Here is a 21,448-nt window from a genome sequence, read left to right as displayed (position 1 = left end):
CATCTGCTGGTCAATTCTTTGTTTATCGCTCCTGCTCCTCCATCTGCCATGAACCTTTCGGAACAATAATCTCAAATCGTGCTCCTTCTCCATACACTCCTGTTTCACGAATGGCAATGCCGGTGATTTCGAGGATCTCTTTTGAGAGGAAGAGTCCAAACCCGGTGTTCTTCCCAACTCCCTTCTCAAAGATCTTCTCTTTCTCTCCATCCGGGATGCCCACGCCATTGTCCTCCCAGGTGATGACGAGACTGCCATCCCGCTCTTCACAGGAGATAGTAATCTGGTCTCCACCATCTGCGTGCCTGATGGTGTTATCATGGAGGTTGGAGAAGACCTTCTCCACCATCGGATCGGCATAGAGGTGGATTGACGTGCAGGTATGGTGAAGAGAGAGCTTTGTCTCGTCTATCATCCGGATGAGCCCGGAGAGCTCCATCCAGCTGGGATTTTGTACCCCGATTTGTTCGTAATCCTGCATAAACGCAATCTGCCGATCTATGGCCTCAGTAGCGTTTTGGATCTCATCCAGCCGGATGGGGGGTGCGGATGATGCTTCGGCTTCGCCTGCGATCTCCAGCAGTCCACGAATTACCAACACCTTGTTTGCTATGTCATGACGGGTGATGGAAGAGAGAATCCGGAGTTTCTTATGTGCTGCCAGGAGCGCCTCTTCAGCAGCCTTCGTCTCAGTCACGTCACGTACGAGAGCTAACACCTGGTTGTCAAGGTATGGCACGATACGTGCTTCAAAGTGGCATATTCCAGCCGGAACAGAGAGAGCATATTCAATCGTCACCATATCCTGGTGCTGAAGTGTCTCTGCGATTGCTTCTGCCATCCTTCTTCCGTCAGGGCCGGGTATAAGATCAACGATTGTTTTACCGGGAAGTTCAGTTTTTGGAGCCACCAGGAGATCTTCATCTGATGCCATGGCGTCAATGAATCTCCCTTCAGAATCCAGTATAAAGAGTATATCCGGTATCGCATCAATAATATGGCTCTTGAGTGCTTCGCTCTTCCTGAGAACATCTTCAGCAGCCTTTCGCCCGGTGATGTCGGTTGCAATACTCAGCAGGGCGGGCTTTCCCTCCCATTCCACCTCTTTGACAAAGACTTCAAGTGAAACAACTGATCCATCCTTTCTTCTGTGTGCAACCTCAAATGATGCCTCGCCATCCTGAGCAATCTGCTGCATCCGTTCTCCTATGAGTTCTGCACTTGATGGAAAATCGATATCTGCGAGTTTTTTTGAGAGGAACTCGTCTTTTGAATAGCCATGAATGTCAAAGGTTTTCTGATTTGCAAAATGGAAGTTCCCATCATAATCATGGATGGTGATTGAGCCGGGGGCGATATCCAGCATGCTGGCAATTGCCCGGTTCTTCTCTTCTACCAACTTCCTCTCAGTGATATCACGGATAATACCAACCGCGTGCCAGCCATCAGGAAGACCAAGCGCCGAGAGTGAAAGCTCAATTACTATCTCCCTCCCATCTTTGCAGACAGCCTCTAACTCAAGAGTCCTGCCGATTGCTGTACCCTCGCCGGTCTTTTGGAAAGATGCAAAGCCTCTTGTATATGCATCAAGGTAGCGTTCCGGTGCCAGCAGGGTATGCAGATCCGTCCCCATTACTTCATCCTTTGTATAACCAAAGATATCCTCTGCTGTCTGGTTCCAGAATGATATCTTCCCCTCTGGATCCATCATCAGGATTGCGTCTTTGGCAGTCTCGGTGATCGCCCGTAACCTGGCTTCTTCTGAAAGCAAAGCATCTTCAGCAGCCTTTCGTCCGCTGATGTCTGCCACCATCGCAAACGAACCCTGGTATTCCCCGTCAGCACCGATGATGGGGGTGATCGCAACTGATGTCCAGAGAATCTGCCCGTCTTTTCGGATTAATTTCCGCTCAAAATGGTCAACCTCACCTCTCCGCTGTCTCTCCCTCCTCAATTCAGAGTCGGCACGCTCTTCTGGTGGGATCAAAGCGGCAATATCCATACCGCTCATCTCTGCGGGTGTATACCCGAGCATATCCGCAAGCTGCCGGTTCACATAGGTGATCTGAAAGCCTGCATCCATCTGCCATATCCCTTCCGCTGATGTATCAACGATCCGGCGGTACTGCTCCTCGGATGCGGCAAGACGGCTCATCAGGTCATCTTTCTCACTGAGTTCCCGTGCCAGCCTGAGATTTGCATAGCTGAGTGATGAGATGATCTGAGTGAAACCGGCATAGAAGCGCATCACCGTATCCACAGTCTCCTCTGTCCACCGGGGAACACGATCCAGTGCAGCCAGGTATTGCTCCTCGTCAAACCCATACCGCTCTGCCTGACGCCTGAAGACCTCACGATCCGGCTCCTCGCCCTCAAATAAGAACTGGCCGAGATAGAGGTTGCCAACGTGCTCCTCACCGATACTGATGGGGGTTGCGATATCCCACATGTTGTTTTTGCACCGGTAACGTTTGAACTCGCCTTGGGCAACACCACTGGCGAGCTCGGTGTCGCTCTCGAGACAGTGCCGGGCGGTTTCCGGATGCTCACGATGGAACCGGGTACAGATATCCTGCCAACCGGTGGCAACCAGCACCCTGCCAGTGCGGTCGAGTATCGCCACACCAATACCGGTAAGCTTGTGGAAATAATCCATCAGGTCCTGGATAGAGGAGACATTGAGGATATCTGAGAGTTCAAGTTCACCAAACGATCCCTCTGGTTCAAGGATTGCCTGGAGCTTCCTTCTGACAGCACCCTCACTCTCAAGCAGTGCCTCTTCTGCTGCCTTCCGATCACTGATATCATAAAACGAACCAACAGACTGGCTGGTTCCGGGAATCAACCCGACTGTTGCAAGGGTGGCATGCGGGGTGCCGGACCGGTCGATGAATGTGAACTCATACTGACCAGGAGGCTCTCCCTCCCCGCTCTCCCCTGCTCTCCGCTGCTGGTGGTATGCGATCATCCGCTTGCGATCGGACTGGCTCACAAACTCAGTCCAGCTTCTGCCGATCAGCTCCTCGCGAGTATAGCCGGATAGTGCCTCAAAAGCACTGTTTGCAAGTGATATCGTGGTGTCTTTCTCAACAATAACCGTCGCAGCACGTGTACATTCAAAGATCGCCTGGTAGCGGCCTTCAGAGAGTGCAAGCTGCTGTTGTGTGGCAATGAGCTCGTCAAGCTGCTGGCGGATCTCCTCTTCAGATGCCGCAAGCTGTTCATGAGCTGTCCGCATCTCCTCTTCAGATGCTGCAAGCTCCTCATTCTTCTGGTGCAGTTCTTCAGTCTTCTGGAGAAGTGCCAATTCGGCTAATTTCTGTTCGGTGATATCCTGGGCAATCTCTACGATGCCGGTAAGCCTGCCTTCCGCGTCAAAGACCGGTTCAGCCCTTTCATCCCAGTATCTCCCATCAGGCGTCTGTATGACCGTCTGCTCACTTCTCAGGGTCTGGAACGCCTTTGTTGTGGGACATTTCGGACAGGGACCCTGGTTATCTCCCCACAACTCATAACACCGCAGACCCCGTATTCCGTCCTGGTCGCGGTTCACAGATGCAGCAGCGGTTTTATTGGCCCACAGGATCTCAAGATCATGGTTCACGAAGGCAATATTGATGCCAATTCCGTTCAGAATTGCATCTTTCTGCGCCTCACTCGCAGTAAGGGCCTCTTCTGTTCGTTTCCGGTCAGTAATATCCTGTCCCTGTGCGATGGTGGCAATAATCGTCTTCCCGTCAGTTCCGCGGATATTTGCCGAGTTCCAGAGGACGGTTCTGACAGCACCTGACCGGTTCAGGATTGGGATCTCAACAACATCCCACATCTCGCCTGCCATAGCCCGCCGGATCAGATCCATTGATGCGTCCCGTGATTCTTCAGGAAAGAGGAGCTCAAGTCTGCTGCCGATTGCATCATCCGGTTGGATGCCTGTCATCTTACTAAAGGCGTCATTGAATCTTGTGATCCTGCATTGCTGATCCCAGACGATGATCGGGGCATTGGCATGGGTGATGAGGTTTTCGAGGTATTCATTTGTCTCATCAAGTGCCTGGTGTGCCACTGTCAGTTCATCCAGCTGGTGCCGCAGCTCCTCCTCTGATGCTGTCAGCTGTTCATATGCGGCGTGGAGTTCTTCGGTTTGTCTGATGAGTTTATCTTCTGCCTCTTTCCGTTCGGTCACATCAATATGGGTTCCGATGGTTTTATCTGTCAGGTTCCCCCTCTCGTCCCGCAGCCTCCAGCCGCGTGACCAGATCCAGATCATGCGTCCATCAGCATGCGCCATCCGGAAATCGTTCTCGTACATCCCGGAACTGTTGCTTTCAAGAAAGTCGCGGAACGTGTCTGCTGCCCTCAACTGATCATCGGGATGGATCAGGTTTATCCAGGTCTCCTGCAGGTTGGGGTTTCCAGAGAGATCAAAATCTGCGGCATCACGGCCGAGCATGGAGAAGTATTCAGGGCTGCACCAGAGAAAGTCGGAACCAAGGGTGTATTCCCAGGCACCGGTATTTGAGACTGCAATGAGAGCCTTGTATCTCTCGCCTGCTTCGCTCACACCTCTCTCAAACCTCCGGCTACTGACTGCGTACCGGATCTTGTTGGTCAATTCGGCAAACTGGGACTTCGGATCCCCTCCCTTCTGAAGATAGAAGTCCGCACCCTCATTCAGCGCCTGGATGACGACCTCCTCCCTCCCTTTCCCGGTAAAGATGATGAATGGCGTGGTATCGCCAGTTGTTCTGAGGTGTTTCAGAAATGCAATCCCATCCATCCCCGGCATCTGGTAGTCAGAGACGACTGCATCAAAAGACCGGCTCGCAAGGAGATCAAGTGCCACCGCTGCACTCTCTGCAGTGGTGACGGAGAATTCGCCGGTTCTCTCCAGAAACAGACGAAATATCTCAAGAAGAGCGGGTTCGTCATCCACATAGAGGATTGAGACCAGTGGATCGGAAGGGTTGCTGCCGGTCATTATGGGTAAGATGGACATACAAACAGATAATTGCTTTTATTTTATTGATTCAACTTGGAAAAAATGTTTCATCTGGAAATATGGGGCTCTTCCGGCAGCCGGACGGTAAAGGTGCTCCCTTCCCCTGGCCTGCTGCGAATGGTGATCTCGCCGCCATGAAGGTCGGTATACCGGTGTGCAATGGGGAGGCCAAGCCCGAGACGGTTATACTGTCTGCTGAGATTATCGATATCAACGAGATGAAACGGCTCAAAGATCCTCTCCTGTGAGGTCGAATCGATCCCGATTCCATTATCTGTCACACTGATGGCGTGGCCTTGTTCATCACGTGAATATTTGAGGGTGACCTCACGCGGGGGATTGTTAAACCGGATGGCATTTGTTATGAGGTTTGTAAATACCTGGTAGAGGAGTGACTCATCGCCGGATATTGTCACATCAGCGGGTATATGATTGCGTATCTCAGCATCTGTTCGCCCGCCGGATGCCCGGATGATCTCCTCGAGAAAGGTATGCAGGTATATTGGTTCGAACCTGGGAGTGATCTTCCCTGAATCGAGAACCGAGAGTTCAAGGACGCGATCGATGATCATTCGTTCCTTATTGATATTTCTCTGGCAGTGGATGAGCATCTCCAGAACATCCGGAGAGAGATTAAAGCTCTCTGGCTTTGCAGTGAGAAGGCTGAGGTATCCGAGAGCAGGCTGGAGCGGAGTCCTGAGTTCATGCGATGCAACCATCAGGAAATCTGTCTTCCGGGTGATCTCATCATTGAGTGCTTTCTGGGTTTCAAGCAGCTCATTGTACTGCTCCATCATCTCCTTCTCGGTATTGACAAGGCGGGTGTTCATCTCTTCAAGTCTTTTGTTTGCAGAGAAGAGCTCATCATTCATCTTCATCAGGTACTCTTCAATATCACGGGACTTTTCTGCGAGGAGCGAGACGATGATGGCAACGACAATAAAGATGAGAACCCGGATCAATCCATCTGAAAGATAGGCAGCCCCGGCATATGTGATGAGCATGAAGAGATAGGATCCGGCAAGGAGAACCGAGAAGACGAGACCCCTCCTGCGGTACAGGATGCATGCCAGGATGATTGGGATATAAAAGAGGTTCTGGAAGATGTAATAGATGCCTGAGGAGAGGGCGAGATAACTGATTACAAGGGACAAAACCGTTGTTATGCCCACGGTGAGGAGTGGGAGAAGGTCTTTGACTGGTCTGTTCATGGCAGGTACTGCTTGTCGCTGGCAATCATTGGCCGGGGGCTTTAATCTTTGGAAGAGAAAGAAAATGGCAGGGGGATCTGCCAGGTTCATATCCCGGACAGATAAACCCCCTGGTCGTATCCGCTCTTCCTTTACTCCTGAATCCTTTACTCCCGAAGCATCTCTCCAAGGAGGCTTTTGATATCGATCCAGATGATCAGATCTGTTGTATCCTTGTCTTTTACCCGTATCTTCTTCTTGATGATCCCAAGTATTGATGAATCCTCATCAGTGTCTGCTGATCCTGTTTTATCAACCTGGTTCATCTCGAATGTCGAGACCGAGAGGACATCATCGACCATGATCCCGACCTTCTTCTTTGTGATATTCTCATCAAGGACGATGATCCGGGACTCTTCCTCTGCCCGGTCGGCGCTCCTGATATTCAGGCGGGTTTTGAGATCGATGATGGTTGTGATCTCGCCCCGCAAGTCAATGATTCCCTTGATATAGGAGGGAGAGTTTGGGAGAGCAGAGATCCTGGTATACTCCACCACCTCCCGAACCTCGAAGAGGTCGATTGCAAACTTCTCATCCCCGAGGATGAACTCAACAACCTGGATCGATCCGGCTATTGAGCCCGCGTCTTCCCGTTGTGCCTCACTTACCATAGTGTATCCACCTACTCTGCCAGCCTGAACTTCTGGTTCGCCTGGAGTGTCTTGTTCGCAACTGAACTGACGTTCTGGATCATATTGGCGACCTCGTCAATGCCTGCGGAAGCCTCTTCGGTTGCAGCTGCTGCATCACCTGCTTCTTTAGCATTCTCCTCGATCAGTCCGGTGACTTCATGAACGCTTGCTGTGATCTCCTCAACGGTTGCCGCCTGCTCTTCTGCTGCACTGGCGACTTCCTCAATGGCACGTGAGATCTTCTCGACCGAGTCGACGATATCGTTGAATGCTGAAATCGTCTTCTCCATCTGTTCAGATCCGGCTTCAACAGCAGTATTTGCGGTTCCCATCGCCTCGACTGCTTTCTTCGCCTGTGCCTGGAGTTCTCCGATCATGTTGGCGATATTCTCAGCCGATGATCCCGACTCCTGTGCAAGTGATTTGACTTCAGCTGCAACAACTGCAAATCCGCGTCCAGCATCTCCTGCCCGTGCTGCCTCGATTGCGGCATTGAGTGCGAGCAGGTTGGTCTGGTTGGAGATGTCAGAAATCAGGCCGACAATTTTTCCGATCTGCTCCATCTGCTCGTTGATGCCCTTGATGATCTGGTCGACATCTTCTGCGGACTGGCTGATCTCGCCGATTCCCTTCTCAGCGGCAGAGGCAAGCTTTGCTCCTTCCTTTGACTGGTCGTTTGCATTCCGTGCGAGTGCGGCAACCGACTCGGCATTCGAGGTGACCTCCTCAACTGCTGCAGAGAGGTCTTCCATTGCCCTGAGCACCTGCTGGCCGCCGTTGTTTGCCTTCTCGGAGTTCTCGCTGACTTTACCGGTGTTGCGTGCAATCTGCTGGGCGCCGGATGAGACCTCTTCGACGCTTGCGTTTGCCTCTTCAGATATGGCTGCCAGTTCGCCCATCATCCGGTTGACTTCACCGATCGACTCAGACACCTGGGCACTGACGTTATTGAGTGCGTTCTTCAGCCGCTCCATGTCACCTTTTGCCGGGACGTCTTCAGAGAAGCTTGTGCTGAAGTCGGTATTGGCAAAGGAATCTGCAATCCTGATGACCTCGTTCACCGGCTGGACGACCGCGTCAAGGGTGTTGTTCAACCCGTCAATGACTTTCCTGTAGTCTCCCTGGTGCTTGGATGCATCTGCACGGGTGGCGAGCTTTCCTTCAACAGCTGCCCCGGCGAGGAGGTTTGCATCATCGATAAGCATGTTGATTGCATCAATGCACCGGTTCACACTATCCTTCAGTTCATTATACTCGCCTTTGAACTCACGGCTGATCTTCTCGGGGATATCGCCTTTGCTGATCTTGTTCATCGCTCCGCCCATTCCTTTGATGGGCTTGACAACGGCATCAAGAACATTATTTAATCCCTCAATAACCAGCCTGAAGTCGCCTTCATGCTCCTCTGCATCTGCACGGGTGTCAAGCTGACCTTCAATTGCTGCATCTGCAAGCATGTTTGAATCCTTGACAAGGAGCGTTATGGCAGCCAGGCACTTGTTAAGATTGTTCTTGATCTCGGCGAAGTCTCCCTTGTAATCATCGGTGATCTTCTCTGGAATCTGGCCATCACTGATCCGGTCGATATATTCTGCCGCAACATTGAGTGGCCCGATGACGGCGTCAAGCGTATCATTGACACCGGTGATGATCTTCCTGAAGTCTCCCTGGTGCCTTGATGCATCTGCACGTGTATCCAGCCTTCCTTCAATTGCCGATCCGGAAAGCAAATTTGCGTCCTCAATGAGGAGGTTTATCGCATTGATACATTTATTGAAGTTATTCTTGATTTCGTTGAAGTCGCCTTTGTAGTCATCGGTGATCGGATCAGGTATCTGCCCCTCACTGATTCGGTCGATATATTCTGCCGCAACATTGAGTGGCCCGATGACGGCGTCAAGGATGTCGTTGACCCCATGGATCATATTCGCATAATCGCCCTTGAAATTTGCGGCGTCGCCCCTGACATCCAGCTTGCCTTCGCTTGCGGAATCACTGATCATATTCATCTCTGAGCCGAACTGCTGGATCGTCGCAACAACGCCGCCGAATGCCTCTGCCACCTGGCCGATCTCATCGCCGCCTGTGTCTGTCTGAATCTCCCCTGAGAGATCCCCGTCCTGGACACGCCTGCCGAGATTGACGAGATCCTCCATCCTCCGTGCGATACCTCTCCCGAAGAGAACAGCAATTGCACCCCCGATGATAACCGCACCGATGACGATGATTAAAATCGCATTCCTGATATCATTTATCGGTCCCGTGAAGTCTGCCCAGTCCGCACCGGCAGCGATGTACCAGTCGAGAGGCTCATAGTAGGTGTAGGCGACGATCCTATCTTCACCCTCCCAGAAGTACCGGGTAAGCCCTTCCTGCTCTCTCAGGATATCCTGGATGAAATCCAGGTGGGCAACACTCTCTCCTTCCATTTCCGGGTGGAGAATTAAGTTTCCATCAGAATCGAGGATATAGATGTATCCTGTCTCTCCAACGACGGTATCTCTAAATTGATCCATTAGAACACCAAGTGTCGCGTCTTCCCGGACACCGGTGAAAAGGACGCCGATCACATTCCCGCCAGGTCCGCGGATCGGCTCATAGGCGGTGATATAGTCGACACCAACCACATTGGCAGTACCATAAAATGTCTCTCCGCGTACAACCACCACATCATAGACCTCCTGTGCAAGTGGTGTTCCAACAACGCGCCTTCCGTCTGCACCATAGACCGAGGTTGCAATCCGGATCGCCTGGTTGTCCCTCACCTGGAAGATGGTGGCTGCTGCTCCGTCAAACTGGCGGGAGAGGCCATCGACCATCTCGTGGTTGTCATTAACAACATACTCCTCACCCGCGGCATCAACAAGCACCAGCTGCCCGTCACGGATCTCAGGTGTTCCTCTTGCCTGGAAATCGTACCTGAGGACGTTCATGCTCGACATTAAGAGATCCATGGTGAGCGTATAGGTTGCATCCGTCTGCTGCAGGTTCTCTGTTACACGAAGTGTAAATTCTGTCTCAATCTGTTCTTCAATCGCCCCGCTTGCCGAATTATATGCCATAACCCCGAGGAGCACCGTCGGGATGATAACAAGTGCAAGACAGATGATCAGAATCTTCGTCCCGATCTTCATATTGCCAAACCTGGCTGATAAGCCCTGTGCCATATAAACTCTCCTCCTGTGAACGCTTGCGGATATCTCCGTGAATTACTGATGATTTGTGAGGATTGCAACTGCTTCCTGCGGTGCGGGTACAGTACACTCCTTCCTTTTCTAAGAGGTTATACTCTCTAATTAATTGTTTCGGAAAAGGGATGAATGGCGCTTTTTTATTAAATAGAGCCTTATATATTAAAATATATTTTATTATAAAATTGTTTAAATGAATGCGTTTTATTTGATTATTCTGTCGTATTGTATTCTGGATTCTTGTAGTCTGTCTCCTCGTATGACGTCTCAATCCGAAACCGTGTCTTTGGGATCTTTATATGAAACCGTGCCCCTTTGCCGGATTCACTATCCTCAGTGATAGAAATCCCGGTGATGCCCAGTATGTTTCGAGAGAGGTAAAGACCATATCCGGTGTTTCTTCCAACACCCCGTGAGAAAATCGCTTCTTTGTGTTCATCAGGTATCCCGCACCCATCGTCTTCCAGGATGATCTCAAGGGCTGATTCATCGATCATACACCGGATGATAATTTCCGATGCCCCTTCTGCGTGGGTATTGGAGTTTTCGATCAGTTTCTCAAAGACTCTCGGCAGCAAGGGATCTGCATAGATTTTGATATCATCGCAGGCAACATCGCATATGAAGGTTACAGGGAGGGTGGTTTCCACTATTTCTTTGATGATCCCTGTAACTGACTGCCATGTCGGTTTATTCTTCCCGAGTTTCTCATACTCCCTGGTAAAATCAATATGACGCTGCATTGACCGGGTGAGAAGATCCGCCTCCCTGAGATATCTCTGCTGGGTTGGATCCATCCGGCTTTCAGAGAGGAGATCAAGGTAGCCCCGAAGCGGCATCAGTTTATTCAGCAGATCGTGCCGGGTAATGGAAGAGAGGAGGTGGAGCTGTTGGTTTGAGAGGAGAAGAGCCTCTTCGGCTCTGGTTTTCAGGAGGGCAAGGTGGGTGACAACACCCGCAATCACGATGAATAATACCACCCGGATAAGGGCGCCCTGGAGAATGACCGGCTCAAGGGTAAATGAAGCGACAAGAATAAAGTACAGAAAGGCGAGCAGGGTGGAGAAGATGAACCCCCTGGTCAGGTAGGAAATGCAGGCGATAATGATTGGAATGTAGAAGAGATTCTGGAAGATGATATAATAGCCTATTGAGATGGAGTATATTGCGACACTAAATCCAAACGCTGTTGAGAGTATGATTGCAATCAGCGGAGCGTACGTTTTCAGACAGCTCTTCTGTTGGAGACTGTCTGGTACCTGTCCCTCCCCGCCTGAGGGATTGGTTTGATTTATATAAAACCAAGCCCGCAGCAGTCTCTCCCTGATACACCCGGCAATAGTCATCTCATCTGTCTCTCAATCTGGTCTCTTTTGTCCCTTCTCTTTCCCTGATATACGGCTTGATGCCGAATCCCGGATTGTTTTTGCAAGAATCGCAAACTGCGTCTTTGGATTTCCTCCTTTCAGGATAAAGGCGTCAGCCCCGCTCCTCATAGCCTCTGTGAATAACTGGTGCCTGTCATGGCCGGTAAAGATGATGAAGGGTGTGTCCCACCCTTCTGACCTGATATGCCTGAGAAGGGCAATCCCATCCATCCCCGGCATCTCATAATCTGATACAATCACATCGACATCCCGGTTTGAGAGAAGATTCAAACCGGTATATGCGTTCTCTGCGAGAGATACCGACAACCCGCCGCTTTGCTCAAGCAGGATCTTTCCGATCTCCAGTATTCCTGGTTCGTCGTCGATGAAGAGGATGGAAAGGTCATGGCCATTCACAACAGCTCTCTCTTTAATCTCTTTTGGACTCTCGCATTCAAGCGAGAAGTCTCTCTTCACTGATCTCATGGTAATGTCTTCAGCATCTCCCCGAGGAGCTGTTTGATATCGACCCAGATGATCAGATCGGTTGCATCCCTCTCCTTTGCCTGCCCTTTCTTCTTGATGATCCCAAGAATGCATGAATCTTCATCGGTATCATCTGCCGCACCAGTCTCATCCACCTGGCTCATCTCGAATGTCGAGACAGAGAGGACATCATCGACCATGATCCCGACCTTCTTCTTTGTGATATTCTCATCAAGGACGATGATCCGGGACTCTTCCTCTGCCCGGTCGGAGCTCCTGATATTCAGTCGTTCCTTCAGATCGATGATGGTGGTGATCTCGCCCCGTAAGTCAATGATCCCCTTGATATAGGAGGGAGAGTTTGGGAGAGCAGAGATCCTGGTATACTCTACCACCTCCCGAACCTCGAAGAGGTCGATTGCAAACTTCTCATCCCCGAGGATGAACTCAACAACCTGGATCGATCCGGCTATTGAGCCCGCGTCTTCCCGTTGTGCCTCACTTACCATAGTGCATCCACCTACTCTGCCAGCCTGAACTTCTGGTTCGCCTGGAGTGTCTTGTTCGCAACTGAACTGACGTTCTGGATCATATTGGCGACCTCGTCAATGCCTGCAGAAGCCTCTTCGGTTGCAGCTGCTGCATCACCTGCTTCTTTAGCATTCTCCTCGATCAGTCCTGTGACTTCATGAACGCTTGCTGTGATCTCCTCAACGGTTGCCGCCTGCTCTTCTGCGGCACTGGCAACCTCCTCAATGGCACGTGAGATCTTCTCGACACCATCGACGATATCGTTGAATGCGGAAATCGTCTTCTCCATCTGTTCAGATCCGGCTTCAACAGCAGTGTTTGCGGTTCCCATCGCCTCGGCTGCCTTCTTCGCCTGTGCCTGGAGTTCTCCGATCATGTTGGCGATATTCTCAGCCGATGATCCCGACTCCTGTGCAAGTGATTTGACTTCAGCTGCAACAACTGCAAATCCGCGTCCCGCATCTCCAGCCCGTGCTGCCTCGATTGCGGCATTGAGTGCGAGCAGGTTTGTCTGGTTGGAGATGTCTGCGATAAGCCCGACAATTTTTCCGATCTGCTCCATCTGCTCGTTGATGCCCTTGATGATCTGGTCAACATCTCCTGTGGACTGGCTGATCTCGCCGATTCCCTGCTCAGCGGCAGCGGCAAGCCTTGCCCCTTCCTTTGACTGGTCGTTTGCATTCCGTGCGAGTGCGGCAACCGACTCGGCATTCGAGGTAACCTCCTCAACTGCTGCAGAGAGGTCTTCCATTGCCCTGAGCACCTGCTGGCCGCCGTTGTTTGCCTTCTCGGAGTTCTCGCTGACTTTACCGGTGTTGCGTGCGACCTGCTGGGCACTTGAGGAGACCTCTTCGATACTGGCGTTTGCTTCCTCAGAGATGGCGGCGAGTTCGCCCATCATCCGGCTGACTTCTGCGACTGCGCTCGATATTTGAGTACTGACGTTATTCAGAGATTTCTTCAGCTGCTCCATATCGCCCTTGGCAGCAATCTCATCTGAGAATCGGACACTGAAGTCGGCATTGGCAAAAGCATCGGCTATTCTGATCGTCTCATTCACCGGGGATATGACGGCGTCAAGGGTTTGATTGACACCATCGACTATTGCTCTGAAGTCTCCCTGGTGTTTCGAAGCATCTGCACGGGTGCTGAGTTTTCCTTCAACCGCTGCTTTTGATAGTATGTTAGCATCTGCAACGAGGAGATTCACCGCATCGATGCATGTATTGAGGTTGTTCTTTATCTCGTTGAAGTCTCCATTGTAGTTGTCTGTTATCTTCTCAGGAATGTCTCCGCTGCTGATGCGGTCGACATATTCTGCTGCAACATTGAGCGGCCCGATGACGGCGTCAAGGGTTTGATTGACGCCATCAACGATTGCTCTGAAGTCTCCCTGGTGCTTAGATGCATCTGCCCGTGTATCAAGTTGTCCTTCAACCGCTGCTTTTGATAGTATGTTAGCATCTGCAACGAGGAGATTCACTGCATCGATGCATGTATTGAGGTTGTTCTTTATCTCGTTGAAGTCTCCGTTGTAGTTGTCTGTTATCTTCTCAGGAATGTCTCCGCTGCTGATGCGGTCAACATATTCTGCTGCAACATTGAGCGGCCCGATGACGGCATCAAGCGTGTTGTTGACACCATCCACAACCTTCCTGAAGTCTCCCCTGTGTTTTGCTGCATCTGCACGTGTGCTGAGTTTTCCTTCCATCGCTGCCTCTGATAGCACTAATGAATCTTCAACGAGTAAATTCACCGCATCGATACAGGCATTCAGGTTCTCCTTCACTTCATAGAAGTCTCCGGAATAGTGTTCGGTGATCTTTTCCGGCACATCTCCCTTGCTGATGCGGTCGACATATTCTGCTGCAACATTGAGCGGCCCGATGATTGCATCAAGTGTTTCATTGACACCACCGATGATTGCTCCATAGTCGCCCTTGAATTTTGTTGCATCGCCCCGGGTGTCAAGCCGCCCCTCGGTGGCGGCGGCACTGATCATGTTCATCTCTGAGCCGAACTGCTGGATCGTCGCAACGACGCCGCCGAATGCGCCTGCCACCTGGCCAATCTCATCACCGCTCGTATCTGTCTGGACTGTTCCGGAGAAATCCCCGTCCTGGACACGCCTGCCGAGATTGACAAGATCATCCATCCTGCGTGCGATACCTCTCCCGAAGAGAACAGCAATTGCACCGCCTATGATAATCGCACCGATGACGATGATCAGAATTGCATTCCTGATATCATTTATCGGTCCTGTGAAGTCCACCCAGTCCGCACCGGCGACGATATAGTAATCAAGGGGAGCATAATAGGTGAATGCGGCGATCTTATCTTCGCCTTCCCAGAAGTAATGCATGATGCCTTCCTGCTGCGCGATGATATCGCGTGCAAACTCATGCTGGCCGACATTGTCCCCTTCAATGTGTGGATGGACTATCAGGTCCCCGGTACTGTCCATGATATACATATACCCGTTTATGCCGATGACCTAATCCCGGATACTCTCATGCACTACACCGAGTGTCTCGCGTTGAGGGATGCCCACAAAGAGGATGCCGATCACATTCCCGCCAGGTCCGCGGATCGGCTCATAGGCGGTGATATAGTCGACACCAACCACATTGGCTTCTCCATAGAATGTCTCTCCGCGTACAACCACCACATCATAGACATCCTGTGCAACCGGTGTCCCGACAACGCGCCTTCCGTCTGCACCATAGACCGAGGTTGCAATCCGTATCGCCTGGTTGTCCCTCACCTGGAAGATGGTGGCTGCTGCTCCGTCAAACTGGCGGGAGATGCCATCAACGATCTGGTGATTATCATTAACAACATACACCCCGCCCGCAGCATCAACAAGCACCAGTTGCCCGTCACGGATCTCCGGTGTTCCATGGCTCTGGAAGTTGTACCTGAGGACATTCAGGCCGGATTGAACCAGCTGCATCGTTACTGTATAGGTATTCCCGATATTATCCAGGTTTTCCTGGGCAAGTATCTCAAGCTGTTCTTCTATCTGCTCTTCAATTGCTCCACTTGCAGAATTGTATGCGACGACGCCAAGAAGGGTTGTCGGGATGATAATCAGTGCAAGGGAGATGATCAGGATCTTCGTCCCGATCTTCATGTTCCCAAATCGTGCTGCAATAGTCTGCGACATCTGTTCTCTCCATAGCCAACCATGCCGGAGAATGGAGAAGATGATTGGCAGGCACTGGAAGGAATCGGGGTATCCCGCTCCTGCCTGATCAGATGGATCTGATCATACTTCTGTATCCGGCAGTTAGGCATTTCATATTTAATTAACCTATATGATATCTATATTTGATATGCATAAGGATCAGTGGACTATATGAGTATATGATAAAAAGCGTTACGATTTGATTTTGATCAATACAGGTGCCGGTAATCCGAGTACAATGGTACCTGATGAAGATGATAACGTAGAGCCTGCCAATTCCCAGCTAAATTCTTTGTTTCTCTCTCCTCCGTCTCTGCCTCCCGGGCATAAAGGAGCGACCCGGGATGTGTTGGGAGAAGATACACTAATCTGGATGAAACTATACATACCAATGAGCAGATGCCTATGACAACCGTTCTGATCATTGATGATTCATCCTTTCAGCGTACGTTAATCAAAAAGACACTTCTCTCCGAAGGATACAGTTGTATTGAGGCAGGCAATGGCAGGCTTGGACTTGAGATGGCAGAAACGGATCAGCCGGATATCATCCTCCTTGATCTTCTGATGCCCGATATGGATGGGTTCTCGTTTCTGAAGAGTGTGCAGGAACAAAAGCTCGATGTTCCGGTCATTGTACTGACTTCCGATATCCAGGACACCACCCGGTCGCTCTGCCTCGAGCTCGGTGCGCGATCGTTTCTGAATAAACCACTCAGGCGCGAGGAGATCATACCTGCCATCCAGGCAATCCTCGAGTCCCCTGGCGAGACTGGACGGTGAAAAGGTATGGAGATTCATGCTGATGACCTTGATGCCATACGGGAACTCGTGAACATCGGGGTCGGAAAAGCTGCCGGCATCCTGTCTGAGCTGACGGGATCAACAATTGAGCTCCGGATACCAGAGGTCAGCATCTATTCTGAGGAAGAATTCAGGGATGTCTCGAGATCTCTTGGAGAAGGCCGGTATTCAGCTATATCTCTTGGCTTTGAGGGAGGATTCTCGGGGATGACCTACTCGATCTTCCCCGGCGAGAGTGCACATATCCTCATTCACGCAGTGACCGGAGACGCGTTGGATCATGACAGTGCCGACACCGATGTCAATTCGATCAGTACAGAAACCTTAAAGGAAGTCGGCAATATCCTCATCAACGGCGTCATGGGATCCATAACAAACGTACTTGGCAGTAACCTCGTCTATACCCTGCCCGCCTATGCTGAAGCAGATATCCCCTCATTGATACAGAACGTCCAGAAAGAACACCGGGAAGCGATTCTCCTTGCTGAAACACGCATGTTCATACGATCACTCGATATTGAGGGGAAGATCCTGATCATTATGGGAACACTCTCATTTGAGACCCTCATCAGCCGGGTCAGGGAGATGCAGAGAGGCTAGTTGCGCCCGGGATTATGGTGGGTAATCAATGGGTACAGACGCAATTGGAAGGGATATTCTCAGGTTCTCAGATGCACTGCCTGTTGGCATCTGCGTCATCGGGTGGGATCGGCGTATCATCCTCTGGAACAGAACCCTTGCTGACTGGAGCGGAAAGAAAAGCGAAGAGACGATCGGCTTGCTTCTTGATGAAATCTATCCAAATCTCAAAAGACCGTCATACCAGACCCGGATCGACCAGGTTCTGAACGGAGGCCCGCCCGCAGTCTTCTCATCCCAGCTTCATCCCTCACTGTTTGACTGCAGGCATCCGGATGGCACACCCCGTGTCCAGCAGACTTCAATCATCAGGTATCCTGGTGGTGATCCCGATACTGTGTCAGCACTCATCATCATCGAGGATGTCACAGAGCTTGACCAGGAGATCCGTTCAGCCAGGAATATGAGGGATCAGGCACTTCGGCTCGCCGGAGAGCGGAAAGCTGCTGAGGAATCCCTTGAACAACTCAATGCAAAACTACATCTCCTCTCCAGCGTCACCCGGCATGACATCCTGAACAAGGTTATGGTCATCGACGGATTCCTCGGCTTTGCCGAAGAGATGGCAACCGATCCCACACTGGCCGAATACCTGGAGCATGTGCGGGCAGCAGCGATGATCATCCAGAATATCCTGCTCTTCAACCGTGAATATGAGAAGATAGGCCAGAGCGATCCTGCCTGGCTCTCGATTGAGGCCCAGGTACAGGAGATCGAGCCCGGTGATATCCCGGTCTCCTGCGACTGCCCCGGCATCTCAGTCCATGCCGATCCAATGCTCCGGAAAGTCTTCTCCAATCTCTATGACAACACCCTGCGCCACGCAGACGGGGCAACCCATGTCCGGGTCGCCTGCCAGAGAACCGGATCAGGACTTGTGATCACCTGGGAAGATGACGGGCCGGGTATCCCAGACGATGACAAGGCAGATGTCTTCAACCGTGGATTTGGCAGGAATACCGGCCTTGGCCTCTTCCTGATCCGCGAAATCCTCAGCATCACCGGAATTGCCATCAGCGAGACGGGCACTCCCGGCGAGGGTGTGCGGTTTGAACTGCTTGTCCCCGAAGGCGGATTCCGGTACGATTAATCCGGAATCTCTGTTTTTTCCAATCTTTCAGGCGATGAATCAGAGAAACCTATATCGTTTCTGAGAATGAGTAATCGTCTGGAGCATTGCCTGATGCAGCTTGCTGATCCAATCACAACACTCAATCTCATCGCCTGCATACTCATCCTGGCAATCAGTATCTGGTGGAGCTATCGCACAGAGAGTATGATCCCCCTCTCTATCGGTCTTGCATTTGGGTTCTTCGGGATATCGCATCTGGCAAACCTTCTCAGCGTGATAGACTCCTATCGGGTGGAGTTTGTCTTTATCCGTGGCTTTGCATACATTCTCGTCACCATTGGCCTCATTGCACTCGCCCTGGACATCATCAGGAGGCAGAAAGCTGAACAGGACCTGCGTTTCAGCCAGGAGCAGTTCTCTGATCTCTCGGAAAACGCTCCAATAGGCATTCTGACAACAGACAAAGGAGGCGTGATAACCTTTGCCAACCACCGGGCACTCACAATGCTTGGTCTGCAGGGAACAGAAGGCATAATTTCATCATGTAACCTGCTCACATACCAGCCCCTCGCCCAGACGGGATTCTCAGCTCTCCTTGAAAAAACGCTGCATAACGGTGCCGTGCCCGCCACAATTGAGATCGAGTTTCCCTCGCCAGAGGGAAAACCCCTTCAGTACCGGGCACATATCTCGCCGATACTAAAGCATACCGGGGCTTCTCAGGATGTGGCCTTTGGAGGGGGCAGCACCGAGAGTCCTCCTCATGGTGGTGGCCAGCCAGACATTATCGGTGGCCGGGTCATCCTGGATGATGTGACTGACCGGAGACGGGCGGAGAAGGCGTTCCATCTCGCAAACAAAAAACTCCAGCTCCTCTCGTCTATCACCCGCCATGATGTCAGAAATAAGATTATGGTCATCCAGGGCTATCTTGAGCTCCTCTCCGATCACAAGGAAGATAAGACCCTTTCTGACTATCTCACACAAATCGAGGCGGCAGCAGCCTCTATTGAGCATCAGCTGGAATTTACCCGGTTTTATGAGTCGCTCGGGGTGAATGAGCCCGACTGGGTATCTCTTGAAGATTGCCTCTCCGAACTTGATACATCGGGTGTCCCGATTCACCATGACTGTTCTGGCGTGTTAATCTATGCCGATCCGATGCTCTCAAAAGTCTTCCAGAACCTCTATGATAACACACTCCGGCATGCAGAGGGTGCAGTCCGCGTGCAGGTCACCTGCAAACACCGTCCCTCTTCACTTGCTATCATCTGGGAAGATGACGGCGTGGGCATCCCCGCTGATCAGAAGGAACTTATTTTTGAGTATGGCTATGGGAAACACACGGGCTTTGGCCTCTTCTTTATCCGCGAGATCCTCAGCATCACCGGAATCACAATCAGCGAGACCGGCACTCCCGGCGAGGGTGTGCGGTTTGAACTGCTTGTCCCGGAAGGCGGATTCCAGAATAGATACGGGCAGGAATGCCTGGTTGACAGCATATAAACGGTTCATACCATACATTGTTGATTTCCGGACTGTTCCAGAGACAAAGGGGTGCAAAAGAGAAGGAAAATATCCGCCCTCCCGCTCTCTATCCAGTCTCTTCAGGCGGAATCTTCCAGCATCTGATCCATAATACTGAGAATCTCTCTGAGAGTATCAATTGCTGGCAGCATCATCAGGTTTCCACTGATCGAATACTGGTCACAGGAAAGGGATGTCTGGAAGATGATCACCTCGTTCACCTCAACTGCCAGATCCGTCAGTATCTCCTCGATCACGGCATGGCCCATATCGATGACGAGGTTTGGGGGGGAGGGCATCATAATGACACTGAGGAGCTCTGCTGTTGCATTGAGAAATGCGGACGCCATGATATTTCCGATCTCCTGGAGTGCGCTTTCGTCCATCTCGCCAATCTCGCGGTTCTCGTCATCCATGCCCATCATCACGTTGATCATCCGGATAGCAGAAGAGAGGGGAAGCAGGAAGAGGATATAGCCCGCGTGATCGATCTCACCCTGCATCTCAAAGAGGATGATCGCAAAGGGATCATCAGTGACATATTCGTGGACTTCAGCAAGATCAACGATCTCAACAGCTGGCACAGTCAGTTCGATCTGGTGCATCAGGAGGGCAGAGAGTGCATTGGCAGCATGTGATGAGCCGATATTGCCAAGCTCATTTAATGCATCTATCTGCATCGGTGTCAGGATTGCCATGGTTGTTCGTATACAAAGACTGTTCTTTGGTCATAAAAAGGCTGCGGAATTGCCTGCTCCACGCATCAGGAAGATGCCGTTTCACAAGGTGCTGACAGAAAAAACGGCAAAAAAGAAACACAATGGGAAAAGAACGCCGAGGGGGAGATTTGAACTCCCGAGGTGAAACCACCAGTGGCTTTCGAGGCCACCGCCTTCCCGGACTAGACTACCTCGGCCTGGATCGGGATATAGAATTTTATTTTGAGCGGTATTAAGGCTTCTGAAGGGCCGGGTCATGCGTCCCCTTCCCGGACGTGATCTCAGTCACTTCATCATCACAACCCCGATCAGTCACGACTAAGAACTCACAAAGACAAAAACACCTGCATGCAGCACCCGCCGCTTTGCCTGATCATCTTCGACTTCGATGGCGTCATCGCCGAGTCCATCGCAATGAAGGCAGAGGCATTCAGGGAGACGTTCTCGTTTGTCCCCAGGCATCAGGACGAGATCGTGCAGTACCACCTTGATAACGGCGGGATGAATCGGTATGCCAAGTTCCGCTTTATCTACAGGGAGATCCTCTGCCAGGAACTCACCAGGGATCAGGAGCAGCGCCTGGGTGATCGGTATGCAGGCCTTGTCCGCGAAAAGATGTATACCATCCCGCTTGTGCCGGGTGCAGACAAACTCCTCAGCACCTGCAGCACCCGGCTTCCTCTCTATATCGTCTCTGCAACCCCTGAAGACGAGATGCTGATGATAGCAGAGAAACAAGGGCTCAAAGACTATTTTGTCAGGATCTATGGCTCTCCCCGTTCAAAAGCAGACTGCATCCGGGAGATACTTGCAACATCCCGGATAGATCCCACATCTGCTCTCTTCATCGGCGACGCCCCACAGGACCTCGAAGCAGCAGAAAAAACCGGTGTCAGGTTCATTGCACGGGTGGCAGCAGGTGATCCCGACCGCTTCACCGGACACCCACACGTTGAGAGAGTCGTTTCTGATATGCACGAGCTGCTGGACTACCTCTTTGGCAGATCCGGGTGAAGTCCGGGTCATCATTCTTTTGCTTATTCA

The 21,448-nt window shown here is 51.4% G+C and carries 13 protein-coding genes, 1 tRNA gene and 1 pseudogene; 5 read left to right on the top strand and 10 right to left on the bottom strand.

Going from position 1 to position 21,448, the window contains the following annotated elements:
- Window positions 1-22: 22 nt before the first annotated feature.
- The 8 genes and pseudogenes from ABCO64_RS02500 to ABCO64_RS10935 all read right to left on the bottom strand — a co-directional run bounded on the left by ABCO64_RS02500 (window position 23) and on the right by ABCO64_RS10935 (window position 15,589).
- The gene (locus ABCO64_RS02500) at window positions 23-4,978 is read right to left on the bottom strand and encodes a PAS domain S-box protein (protein ID WP_343089195.1); all 4,956 of its coding nucleotides are present in this window, start codon (window positions 4,976-4,978) and stop codon (window positions 23-25) included.
- Between the two features lie 68 nt (window positions 4,979-5,046).
- The gene (locus ABCO64_RS02495; RefSeq protein ID WP_253455740.1) at window positions 5,047-6,210 is read right to left on the bottom strand and encodes a sensor histidine kinase; all 1,164 of its coding nucleotides are present in this window, start codon (window positions 6,208-6,210) and stop codon (window positions 5,047-5,049) included.
- Between the two features lie 146 nt (window positions 6,211-6,356).
- Window positions 6,357-6,860 (bottom strand): chemotaxis protein CheW, encoded by a 504-nt coding sequence (locus ABCO64_RS02490; protein ID WP_253455738.1) that lies wholly within the window; start codon window positions 6,858-6,860, stop codon window positions 6,357-6,359.
- A gap of 11 nt (window positions 6,861-6,871) precedes the next feature.
- Complete coding sequence (locus ABCO64_RS02485; protein ID WP_253455736.1) at window positions 6,872-10,048, bottom strand: Cache 3/Cache 2 fusion domain-containing protein; 3,177 nt, start codon at window positions 10,046-10,048, stop codon at window positions 6,872-6,874.
- Window positions 10,049-10,284: 236 nt separating this feature from the next.
- Complete coding sequence (locus ABCO64_RS02480; RefSeq protein WP_343089194.1) at window positions 10,285-11,418, bottom strand: sensor histidine kinase; 1,134 nt, start codon at window positions 11,416-11,418, stop codon at window positions 10,285-10,287.
- Window positions 11,419-11,430: 12 nt separating this feature from the next.
- Window positions 11,431-11,925 carry a response regulator gene (locus ABCO64_RS02475; RefSeq protein WP_253455731.1) on the bottom strand — a complete coding sequence of 165 codons (495 nt, stop codon included), beginning with the start codon at window positions 11,923-11,925 and terminating at the stop codon, window positions 11,431-11,433.
- Window positions 11,922-12,434: a chemotaxis protein CheW gene (locus tag ABCO64_RS02470; protein WP_253455728.1), complete on the bottom strand. Its 513-nt coding sequence runs from the start codon at window positions 12,432-12,434 to the stop codon at window positions 11,922-11,924. Before ABCO64_RS02470 ends, ABCO64_RS02475 begins: the two co-directional genes overlap by 4 nt.
- Before the next feature lie 11 nt (window positions 12,435-12,445).
- Window positions 12,446-15,589 (bottom strand): annotated as a pseudogene (locus ABCO64_RS10935) (Cache 3/Cache 2 fusion domain-containing protein).
- A 459-nt stretch (window positions 15,590-16,048) separates the two neighbouring features.
- Here ABCO64_RS10935 and ABCO64_RS02455 point away from each other — a divergent pair.
- From ABCO64_RS02455 to ABCO64_RS02440, 4 genes are all read left to right on the top strand, one after another.
- On the top strand, window positions 16,049-16,426 hold the full coding sequence (locus ABCO64_RS02455) for a response regulator transcription factor (protein ID WP_253455722.1): 378 nt from the start codon (window positions 16,049-16,051) through the stop codon (window positions 16,424-16,426).
- A gap of 6 nt (window positions 16,427-16,432) precedes the next feature.
- Window positions 16,433-17,047, top strand: a complete 615-nt coding sequence (locus ABCO64_RS02450) for a chemotaxis protein CheC (protein ID WP_253455720.1) — start codon at window positions 16,433-16,435, stop codon at window positions 17,045-17,047.
- 28 nt (window positions 17,048-17,075) lie between these two features.
- Window positions 17,076-18,176 carry a PAS domain-containing sensor histidine kinase gene (locus tag ABCO64_RS02445; RefSeq protein WP_253455717.1) on the top strand — a complete coding sequence of 367 codons (1,101 nt, stop codon included), beginning with the start codon at window positions 17,076-17,078 and terminating at the stop codon, window positions 18,174-18,176.
- Between the two features lie 66 nt (window positions 18,177-18,242).
- Window positions 18,243-19,664: an ATP-binding protein gene (locus ABCO64_RS02440; protein ID WP_253455714.1), complete on the top strand. Its 1,422-nt coding sequence runs from the start codon at window positions 18,243-18,245 to the stop codon at window positions 19,662-19,664.
- Window positions 19,665-19,765: 101 nt separating this feature from the next.
- On the opposite strand, the gene ABCO64_RS02435 is transcribed toward ABCO64_RS02440, so the two are convergent.
- Complete coding sequence (locus ABCO64_RS02435) at window positions 19,766-20,383, bottom strand: chemotaxis protein CheC (RefSeq protein ID WP_253455711.1); 618 nt, start codon at window positions 20,381-20,383, stop codon at window positions 19,766-19,768.
- 134 nt (window positions 20,384-20,517) lie between these two features.
- Window positions 20,518-20,601 (bottom strand) — tRNA-Ser (locus ABCO64_RS02430).
- 151 nt (window positions 20,602-20,752) lie between these two features.
- Here ABCO64_RS02430 and ABCO64_RS02425 point away from each other — a divergent pair.
- Window positions 20,753-21,418, top strand: coding sequence for an HAD family hydrolase (locus ABCO64_RS02425; RefSeq protein WP_253455709.1), 666 nt, complete (start codon window positions 20,753-20,755; stop codon window positions 21,416-21,418).
- Window positions 21,419-21,448: the final 30 nt, after the last annotated feature.

It is taken from the genome of Methanocalculus natronophilus, from assembly GCF_038751955.1.
Taxonomy (GTDB): domain Archaea; phylum Halobacteriota; class Methanomicrobia; order Methanomicrobiales; family Methanocorpusculaceae; genus Methanocalculus; species Methanocalculus natronophilus.
Note: the sequence above shows the minus strand (reverse complement) of the source record. Positions and strands in the feature narration are given on the sequence as shown.

What these genes read in the sequence shown, in the direction of transcription:
- ABCO64_RS02450 (WP_253455720.1), top strand. Translation starts at nt 16,433, where the DNA reads ATGGAGATTCATGCTGATGACCTTGATGCCATACGGGAACTCGTGAAC.
- ABCO64_RS02490 (WP_253455738.1), bottom strand. Translation starts at nt 6,860, where the DNA reads ATGGTAAGTGAGGCACAACGGGAAGACGCGGGCTCAATAGCCGGATCG.
- ABCO64_RS02445 (WP_253455717.1), top strand. Translation starts at nt 17,076, where the DNA reads ATGGGTACAGACGCAATTGGAAGGGATATTCTCAGGTTCTCAGATGCA.
- ABCO64_RS02455 (WP_253455722.1), top strand. Translation starts at nt 16,049, where the DNA reads ATGACAACCGTTCTGATCATTGATGATTCATCCTTTCAGCGTACGTTA.
- ABCO64_RS02470 (WP_253455728.1), bottom strand. Translation starts at nt 12,434, where the DNA reads ATGGTAAGTGAGGCACAACGGGAAGACGCGGGCTCAATAGCCGGATCG.
- ABCO64_RS02480 (WP_343089194.1), bottom strand. Translation starts at nt 11,418, where the DNA reads ATGACTATTGCCGGGTGTATCAGGGAGAGACTGCTGCGGGCTTGGTTT.
- ABCO64_RS02500 (WP_343089195.1), bottom strand. Translation starts at nt 4,978, where the DNA reads ATGACCGGCAGCAACCCTTCCGATCCACTGGTCTCAATCCTCTATGTG.
- ABCO64_RS02475 (WP_253455731.1), bottom strand. Translation starts at nt 11,925, where the DNA reads ATGAGATCAGTGAAGAGAGACTTCTCGCTTGAATGCGAGAGTCCAAAA.
- ABCO64_RS02440 (WP_253455714.1), top strand. Translation starts at nt 18,243, where the DNA reads ATGAGTAATCGTCTGGAGCATTGCCTGATGCAGCTTGCTGATCCAATC.
- ABCO64_RS02495 (WP_253455740.1), bottom strand. Translation starts at nt 6,210, where the DNA reads ATGAACAGACCAGTCAAAGACCTTCTCCCACTCCTCACCGTGGGCATA.
- ABCO64_RS02425 (WP_253455709.1), top strand. Translation starts at nt 20,753, where the DNA reads ATGCAGCACCCGCCGCTTTGCCTGATCATCTTCGACTTCGATGGCGTC.
- ABCO64_RS02435 (WP_253455711.1), bottom strand. Translation starts at nt 20,383, where the DNA reads ATGGCAATCCTGACACCGATGCAGATAGATGCATTAAATGAGCTTGGC.
- ABCO64_RS02485 (WP_253455736.1), bottom strand. Translation starts at nt 10,048, where the DNA reads ATGGCACAGGGCTTATCAGCCAGGTTTGGCAATATGAAGATCGGGACG.